Origin of the sequence: Fusobacterium sp. DD2 (assembly GCF_018205345.1) — a bacterium.
Taxonomy (GTDB): Bacteria; Fusobacteriota; Fusobacteriia; order Fusobacteriales; family Fusobacteriaceae; genus Fusobacterium_A.
Genome location: NZ_JADRHM010000089.1, coordinates 1 through 8,156 on the forward strand (window position 1 = coordinate 1; position 8,156 = coordinate 8,156).

Below are 8,156 nucleotides of genomic sequence, written 5' to 3' on the forward strand. Positions count from 1 at the left end.
TTAATATTTGCCAGAGAAACATCTCTAAAAAAATCAGTAGAATTTGTAGTACTTTGAGTAGTTTTTAAGCATCTATATAGTCTTCCAGTATTTTTATCCAAGTAAAACTTGTTCTCTTTCTTTTCTCCACTGTCTTGGATAAATCCAGGATTAATCTTATCCCCGGCTATACCTTCCATAACACTATATTTATCTCCTTCTAATGTTGTCCCTTTTGTAATACCATAATTTTTATTGAAGGCACTTCCCTTTGATATTACATCTTCTTTTTTCTTCAACTGAGTGTCTACATAATCCTTGCTTACATACATTTCTTTAGCTAGATTATTCACTATAATACTATCTGAATTACTTGCTATTATATTTAATTTTAACTCGATTTTAAAAGGACCATATGATTCTGGTGGCACCCAGCTCGTTTCGTCCCCATCATTCATGTAGTAATAGAGCACTTCTACTCCATTATCATCAACATAAACACCTATCTCTCTTGGATAATACCCTTGTGATAAACTTACATTATCAACATAGGTCAACAAAGTAACTATATCCCCTTTTTGCTCCTTTGATATAATTCCTTTCTCAAATTTTTTATTTATTAAAGTTTTTAACTCTAAGGGATTATCATGTTCATCTAACCGTCCGTCGCCTATTACTATCTTTTTAAATTTTATTGCTGATTGATTTGCTTGAATTTTAGCCAAATAGGCTTTTCCTTGATTTGTTAAGCCATTAAATCTCATTTCTAATTTGCACCCCCATTAACTCTTTAAATCCACTAAATTTAGGATTCAAAGTTATTAAAATATCTAATTTTCTGTTTTCCTTCTGTTCCAAAATTCTTATCTCTTTAAATGCTGCAAACTGTATTCCACTATTCCTTACAATATTCAATTCCACAGTTTCTAAATGACTTCTTACATTTTTATAATGATTTATAGTGTCTATCAATTCTAGATAGCTGTCCTCTCTAATAGATTCATCTCGAGTCTTGATTTTAAATTTCCCAGGTTCTCCATTATATTCAAACCATTCCTCAACCTCAAACCCTTTATACAGCTCCTTGCACATTTTTCTCAAGACTCCTGTTGTGCCTCTAGTAATTCTAGATAGTACGGCTTTCTTTAAAAGTTTTCTTTTCTGATCAATCTCCACATTCCCCACATGGTCAGAGTATCCCCAAAACATCAGGTCTAGTTCATCATTTGTCATTCTATCTATACTTTCTAAAAGATTGAGTTTATCTCTGAATCTATCATCTTGTTCTTTCAATACACTATCTATGCATTTGTAGATATTCAAGGTATTTACATCACTTAGAGTTGAAGTCGCAGCTATATCTATTAACTGTAAATCTTTTATTCTAATCATTCTTCTTCAGCTCCTGCATAGTTTATATTTTTACTTCCGCATACAGCAAATTGATTTCTATTTATTATTGTAAATTTAGGGCTAGTTATCACACATCTTTTCACACCTACGTTCTTTAAGATTTGTACTATATCATCAGGATTTATATCCTTTCCTAAGACTCTTCGTTGGTCATATATAAATTTATCTATTGCCTTTGCAATCTTCTCTTTTATTTCAGCTAGTTCAACTTCCTTTTGTTTATCTATATAGTAATCTAAGTTAATATCATAATTAATTTGCTCTGGATCCACCAGTACAACTTTATCTGTCAAGGGTCTTTTAAACTCATCATTTAATTGGTTTTTAATTAATTTCTTCAACTCACTCGAGGCAGCCCCTTCACCTGTTAGCGCATGAATATTAACTACACACGGACTCGGACTTGAAACAAATACATCTATTATTTTTGGAGAAGTGCTCTTAGTCCAGAACTCGTATGATTTTTTACTCCCAGCAGTTGTAAAACTATCTGGTACCAGTCTTAATCTCTCCCTGTAATTGCTATCCGTTTCTATATCAGTTCCACCATTTGAAATCGTTATATTTTCAACCTTTTCAAAATACGGGTACAAGTCAACCATCGTATTTATAGCTCCTATTTCTATATCATTACCCTCGATACCAGGTTTTGTACAGGTAGCTACTCCTTCAACATATTCCTGTCCCACTTGAATTACATATTCCTCATCAGTTGCAAAATATATAGTTCCATGTTTTATTAGACTCCCCTTAGGAATAATAATCTTTTTAGTCTTAGGGCTTATAATGTGGAATCTGAATGTGGCTTTGGCAAACTGTTCCTTGTTTCTTATTCCTCTATCACCATAAATTTCACCAAGTAAATCCAATCTATCCTTTCTAGCAAACCTCAAGTAATTTTGTTTTATAGCATCGTTATACTCTTCCTCGCGCATAGCTAGAAGATAAGCAACCGCGCCAAATATATGTGTTTCTGGACTTGCTTTCGTCAAAGTTAAGTTAGATAATTCTTCATATTTCTTCATCATTTTTGCTTTTAAAAATCTTGCATTAGAATCTATTATTTCACTCATTGAATCACCTCAATTTCAACCATGATTATAAGTTTTTCATCACTCGATAGCTCAATCTCTAAATTTTTTAGAATTGCCCTTGGCTCATATTGCTTTAGTTTTTTTATCATAAAGCCAAATAAAAGGTGTTTTACCTGAGTCATTTTTTTATCTACTATATTTGGATTCAAACTAAACCCTCTATCAAGTGGCTGTTCACTCTCCAATATTCTTAAAATCATGTGAACGTTTCTCATAACGTCCTCAACTACATTTCTAGGTTTATAATTTATAACATCATCACTTCTAATTAAATATCCCATTCTAAAACCTCTACTTCTTAAATGTATTCACTTTTTTATCTTGCTCTGTTTCTATTTTGTCTTTTTCCCCTGTTTCTAAGATTGGTATTTTCTTATTCACATGGGCCACCTTAGTCTGATAATAAGTTGGATTATCCACATATTCTTTCAGTGTTACATCCAATACAATCTTATCGAAATCACCTGTTAGACTGTTGAAATATGACATCGTCTCCTCTACTTCGGTGACTATAAAGGGGAACTCGCTCATAGTATGTAATCCGATTATCAGTGGCTCGTATCTTCCAGTTTCAACATACTCTTTAAATCTCTGAGCTTGAAGCCCTGGCATTGGCGTGATAGTTGATAATAATTCTACAGAAAAAGTTACCTCAATAAGCTCCCTTCCTTGATGTCTTAATGTGCTAACACCATAAATAGGGTTATGCTCTGATATCCTAGCTCTTCTTGTCCTTTTTAATTCCTCTTTTAAGGTAAATACATTGTATTCACTGACATTAAATAAGATATCTCCAAAACTTCCAATCATTGTGGACCTCCTGTTTTATCTTTTCCTGAAAGAACTCCAGGATGAGTATGAGTATCCAATACTAAACTTCCACTTGTTTTTGTTTGTCCTGTAACTGTTACATTGCCTCCTACAAGTAGGTTCTTTTTTATTTCTACATCAGAAGTAATTATAACTTTTGAAAGAGGAGATAATGTCAAAATACCAGCATGATAACTATATAATCCACCATCTGAGAAAGTTCTTCTTACTTCTTCTTTTTCTATATTAGAATTTCTCATCGGACATCCTAATATATATCCTTGTTCCATCATATCGGGAATAGATAAAACAACTACTGTTTGGCCAATTTCAAGATTATAATTATCCTGATGTGACTCTGAGAAAGGCACTAATATATTCAACCAATCGCTTATTTTATTATCTCTATCAGGAAAAATAACTCTTGCTTTTCCGGCTTTTACATCAATCTCATTTATCTCTCCCTGTTTCAGTATATCTAACATTTTTTCTTCCTCCATTCTAAATTCTGCATAAAAAAACTCAGTAATAATACCGAGTTTAAAATCATTTATTCATCTCTTTCCATTCCATATAGCTTCCCTTGCCGTTCCACTCTTTTTTCTCCTTCTTTTTAGTTTCTTTAGATTTTTTAGCATCTTTTTCCTTGGCTTTTCTTTCTGCATTTTCTCTTGCTCCGATTTTAAATGCGACAATTTGACAGGAGTAATCTCCATCTACCTGGTGTATTACCTGATCTATAATATACCGCCCTTGAAATTTCCCGAAACTCTCATCTAATTCTATTATCGCACCAGCGCAATAACTCGTATCTCCGTCTACTGTCAACTCTATCGAGTATTCCTGCTTCAAAGACTCTTTAAGAATCTTTTTAGCTATTTTTCGAGAATCAGTTTTCCCCTTCGTTTTAATCTTTTTAACTGTATTTTTTTTCTCCTCAGTTTTTTTTGATTTTTTCTCATACTCATCTTTGAATTTACTATAATCACTCATCAGTTCTTACCTCATTTCGCTGTGTAAGCTCTTCCTTCGTAATCGTTTCTATTACATGCCGCTTCTTATCAGCATCATAATAACTAACTTGCACTGCATCGAAAACATCTTGATTTTTCTTCCTTAGTGTGTAATCTCGTAATCTGTAATCGGTTATGCTGAAAGTTTGTATTGCCCTCTGTTCCTTTTCAAGCTTCCATTCATCAAAAACAACTATTTTATCATTGGTTATTTTCAATGAAAGTGCTTGCTCCGAAAGTATTCTACTTAAAAATGCTAAATCTGTTTCTCTATCCTGATCCAATCTTTCAAAATATTCATCCTCACACTCTAATTCTGACTGCATTTTATGTTTTTCTGCAATCTGATTAACTAATTCAGACAGTGTTATTTTTTGCCACGCTACACTGTTCTTCTGCTGCCTTATATTCTCATTCAGTGGTAAAGCTAAGCATTTCAAATTTAATACGTTGGGAGAAAATGTAGGTTCATCAACATAAAAAGTTCCCGGATTTAGAATCTTCGGAATACCATGTTTAGTCTGTAATATTCTCACATTCAATCTTGCATTTTCATCTGGGTACCATTCTTTAAGCCATCTTCCGTCAAAGTTCTCAACTACTAATTCTAAATCATCTACTGCATTTTTCGAATTGTCTGTATAAGTTAATGATGATATACTATTTTGAATTTCAGAAGATATATCAACCCCCTGAAAATAAACAATAACTTTTATATTATCAGCTAACATTATTTTTACCTCTTCCAAGGAGGCAAATTAGCATCGGCATTAGTATCAATAGTAGGAGATTTTAGTGGCACTATTATTGGGATATTAGCATCAAATACAGCTATATCTATTAAATTAACATTTGCTCTCATTAAATCATGCATAAATAATTCATTTCCATAGATTTTATACGCTATTAAATCCCAGGTATCTCCATTTTCAGTTCTATAAACATCAACTAACACTACGCAATCACCGTCCTTCTTTTTTTACTTTCTATATTCTTTAGTACCTTTTCAACTTCTCTTGCTATATCTGAGCTATTATTGTTTCCATTACATACTATATTGATTGTATAGCTGGAATTTGTTGTATTACTTGTATTGTTCTTAATAGATGTTGTTAAATTATTTTTTAACTGTTTAACTCTGTCAGATAAAGTTTTTCTTGTGTCACTCGCATTTAGTATCCTAGTTCCTTTATTCAAATTCATTAGAGACGGTGAAGCAACATAATAGCTGTAATTATTACTATTTATAAGCTCTGGTCCTCTCTCTGCTACGGATGTTAATCCACCAGCAAAATTATTTGTTCCCATCCAATGCTCAGGAACCTTAGGAGTGTTTTCTGAACTCTTAACGGCACTGTCTTTTATCTTTTCGGTTTTTTCATTAGTATCTGTAAAAAGTCCTTTAATATAATTCCATGTATTTTTTACTATATCAGTTAGTCCACTGAAAATCTTCTTTACACCTTCAATCATGGATGCAAACCCTTCTTTTATCAAATCAAAATTTCCAGTAAATATACCTAAGATTATTTTCCATACTCCTGAAAAATATGTTTTTAAACCATCAAATATTACATTTACTCCATCTCTGAACCATTCTACTTTTTTATATAGCGTTACAAATATCGCAATTACTGCTATAACTGCGACTACTATAACACCAACAGGATTTGCAATAAATGCTGCCTTAATTGCCAAACCTACAGCTTTAACTATACTTATCAATTTACTTAATCCACCTACTAAAAACTTTCCACCCAATTTAGCTATTGTCAATATTCCTTTACACAATATTTTACCTGACTTAAATAAAAATCCAAATAGCTTAGATGATAACGGAAACATTTTCTTTAATGCTCCAGCAATCCCAAATACTTTTTTCAAAGCAAAAAACTTACTAAACCAAATATACCCTTTTATTAAAAAGGAAAATAGGTATTTATTTGATGTTCCCAAGGCTAAATTAAAAATAGCTAATGCCCCAATTAATTTCATTATATTAGCAACTAATTTGGGATTTTCTTTAACATAATTAGCAATCGTCTGTAAAATAGTTTTAACTGATATCAAGAACTCTTTAATTTCCGGAGCTAAACTCTTTCCAATATCAGCTAATGTATTCATAATTTGATTGAAGTCTTGTCTGAATATATTGGTTAATGTATTCATTCTATTTGCATATTCTTTGTCGACCGATCCGTTAGTCATTTCGCTATGAGCTTTTTCCAGATTATCTTTAACTTTGTCAATATTTAATGCCAAAGTTGAAACGGAGTTAATTGCCTGTTCTCCAAATAAATCATTTAATACCGCAGCTTTGTCTGCATCTTTTAATTGATTGATTTTTTCTAAAACTCTTACAATAGTTCCTTCTGCATCTTTGGCCATATCCTCATTTATAGTCTTAGGATCAAATCCTAAAAATTCAAAAGCTATAGCTTTCTTTTTAGTATCTCCACCTTTACTCAATTGTAGGTATAACTGCTTCAACCCTGTAGATGCCACTTCTGCTGATGTTCCCATAGATAGTAAGGTAGCTCCTAAGGCGATATTTGCTTCTTTACTGACCTGAGCAGTTCTTGCAACCCCACCTACTCTATTTGAGATTTCCACCAATTGGCTGGCTTGTGCTGCAGTATTGTCAGCCATATAGTTAATAGTGTCAGCAAATGCAAAGGTTTGCTGCTGAGTTAATCCTAATTGTTCCTTAGATTTAGCAATGAATTCTCCTGAAGCTTCAGTGCTCATATCAAAAGCTACTTTTAATTTCATTGCTCTATCTGTAAATTCAACTATATCTTCTTTTGCAATTCCAGCTTGTGCCGCAGCTCCAGCAATTTCATATACCTCAATCTGTTTTAATGGAGATTTTTCACTTAAAGTTCTTATCTTTTCAAAATAAGCTTCCTCCTCAGCTTTATCTCTAAAATCAATCATTTTCTTTAAATCCGCTTGTGATTCTTCTAAGTCAGCATATAATTTTACTGGTGCTAAAAAAGTAGCTCCTAATTTTAGTCCTCTGGAAAGATGCTCTTGCCCTTTTCTCTCAAATTGTTCTCGTGTTTCTTCAATATCTTTTATCTCAGCTATTCTTTTCTTATACTCCTCTTGTTTTTTTAAACTTTCATTTACTTCGATTATTTTTTTTCTGTAGTCTTTTAGTGCAATACCTTCTTTTTCAAGTTCTGATCTGGCAGCATTAAATACATGCTTTTGTCTTTCTTTTTGTTGATTCAATTTACCTACATACTTTTCTGCATCTTTTACTATTTTTGCAAATTGAGCATTTCCTTGTCCATTTCGATAATACTCTTCTCGCAATGCTTTTAAGTTTTGTGTTGCATTTATATATTCAAAACTTGCTTTCTTGAAATTTTCTTGTACTTTGTCTATTTTTTCTAGTTTCTTTTGTGTTTCAACTAATTTTGATGTTTCATCTGATACCTTTGAAGCAGACTGAGCAACTTTCGATAAACCAGTCAGAACTCCAGCAACACCAGCAACTCCTATTATCCAATTTAAACTTATATCCCTAGACACTGTTTCACCTCCTAATTGACTTTTTTTTACTTTTATTTTATACTAAAAATAAAAGGGGTGAGGATTATGAAAGAAAAAATTGAAAATATTTTATTTAATATTTTTGTTTATGTAGCAGCAGCTTGTTATACAGCATATATGTTAGTTATTCTATTCATAATTTGTCTATTTATCCCTATTGCTGGATGGGCTGTTATACGTTATGTTTACAGTCCTTACTTTGGTTATTATACCCACTATTGGGAATTTATTTTTTTACCTTTAGTTGGACTCCCTTACTTTTTACTATTAATCTCTGATAAAGATA

General features: G+C 32.1%; 11 protein-coding genes. 1 reads left to right on the forward strand and 10 read right to left on the reverse strand.

Annotated features, from left to right (window positions below; translation table 11 throughout):
• From IX290_RS10615 to IX290_RS10655, 10 genes are all read right to left on the reverse strand, one after another.
• A partial coding sequence (locus IX290_RS10615; RefSeq protein ID WP_211493163.1) for a phage tail protein occupies positions 1–743 on the reverse strand: 743 nt, incomplete at its 3' end.
• On the reverse strand, positions 733–1,371 hold the full coding sequence (locus IX290_RS10620; protein WP_211493164.1) for a phage tail protein: 639 nt from the start codon (positions 1,369–1,371) through the stop codon (positions 733–735). The genes IX290_RS10615 and IX290_RS10620, both read right to left, overlap by 11 nt.
• Positions 1,368–2,465, reverse strand: coding sequence for a baseplate J/gp47 family protein (locus tag IX290_RS10625; RefSeq protein WP_211493165.1), 1,098 nt, complete (start codon positions 2,463–2,465; stop codon positions 1,368–1,370). The genes IX290_RS10620 and IX290_RS10625 overlap by 4 nt, the downstream gene beginning before the upstream one ends.
• Positions 2,462–2,767: a hypothetical protein gene (locus IX290_RS10630; protein WP_211493166.1), complete on the reverse strand. Its 306-nt coding sequence runs from the start codon at positions 2,765–2,767 to the stop codon at positions 2,462–2,464. Before IX290_RS10630 ends, IX290_RS10625 begins: the two co-directional genes overlap by 4 nt.
• A gap of 10 nt (positions 2,768–2,777) precedes the next feature.
• Positions 2,778–3,296, reverse strand: a complete 519-nt coding sequence (locus IX290_RS10635) for a phage tail protein (protein WP_211493167.1) — start codon at positions 3,294–3,296, stop codon at positions 2,778–2,780.
• Positions 3,293–3,781, reverse strand: coding sequence for a phage baseplate assembly protein V (locus IX290_RS10640; protein WP_211493168.1), 489 nt, complete (start codon positions 3,779–3,781; stop codon positions 3,293–3,295). The genes IX290_RS10635 and IX290_RS10640 overlap by 4 nt, the downstream gene beginning before the upstream one ends.
• 61 nt (positions 3,782–3,842) lie before the next feature.
• On the reverse strand, positions 3,843–4,289 hold the full coding sequence (locus IX290_RS11675) for a hypothetical protein (RefSeq protein ID WP_249168936.1): 447 nt from the start codon (positions 4,287–4,289) through the stop codon (positions 3,843–3,845).
• A complete protein-coding gene (locus IX290_RS11680) occupies positions 4,282–5,040 on the reverse strand; it encodes a hypothetical protein (RefSeq protein WP_249168937.1) in 759 nt (252 codons plus the stop codon). The genes IX290_RS11675 and IX290_RS11680 overlap by 8 nt, the downstream gene beginning before the upstream one ends.
• 5 nt (positions 5,041–5,045) lie before the next feature.
• On the reverse strand, positions 5,046–5,264 hold the full coding sequence (locus IX290_RS10650) for a tail protein X (RefSeq protein ID WP_211493169.1): 219 nt from the start codon (positions 5,262–5,264) through the stop codon (positions 5,046–5,048).
• Entirely contained in the window at positions 5,264–7,849 is a 2,586-nt protein-coding gene (locus IX290_RS10655; RefSeq protein WP_211493170.1) for a phage tail tape measure protein, read from the reverse strand. The genes IX290_RS10650 and IX290_RS10655 overlap by 1 nt, the downstream gene beginning before the upstream one ends.
• A gap of 66 nt (positions 7,850–7,915) precedes the next feature.
• On the opposite strand from IX290_RS10655, the gene IX290_RS10660 reads away from it, so the two are divergent.
• Positions 7,916–8,156, forward strand: a 241-nt coding sequence (locus tag IX290_RS10660; RefSeq protein WP_211493171.1) for a hypothetical protein, incomplete at its 3' end; no start/stop codon positions are given.

What these genes read in the sequence shown, in the direction of transcription:
- IX290_RS10635 (WP_211493167.1), bottom strand. Translation starts at nt 3,296, where the DNA reads ATGATTGGAAGTTTTGGAGATATCTTATTTAATGTCAGTGAATACAAT.
- IX290_RS10620 (WP_211493164.1), bottom strand. Translation starts at nt 1,371, where the DNA reads ATGATTAGAATAAAAGATTTACAGTTAATAGATATAGCTGCGACTTCA.
- IX290_RS10625 (WP_211493165.1), bottom strand. Translation starts at nt 2,465, where the DNA reads ATGAGTGAAATAATAGATTCTAATGCAAGATTTTTAAAAGCAAAAATG.
- IX290_RS10640 (WP_211493168.1), bottom strand. Translation starts at nt 3,781, where the DNA reads ATGTTAGATATACTGAAACAGGGAGAGATAAATGAGATTGATGTAAAA.
- IX290_RS11675 (WP_249168936.1), bottom strand. Translation starts at nt 4,289, where the DNA reads ATGAGTGATTATAGTAAATTCAAAGATGAGTATGAGAAAAAATCAAAA.
- IX290_RS11680 (WP_249168937.1), bottom strand. Translation starts at nt 5,040, where the DNA reads ATGTTAGCTGATAATATAAAAGTTATTGTTTATTTTCAGGGGGTTGAT.
- IX290_RS10630 (WP_211493166.1), bottom strand. Translation starts at nt 2,767, where the DNA reads ATGGGATATTTAATTAGAAGTGATGATGTTATAAATTATAAACCTAGA.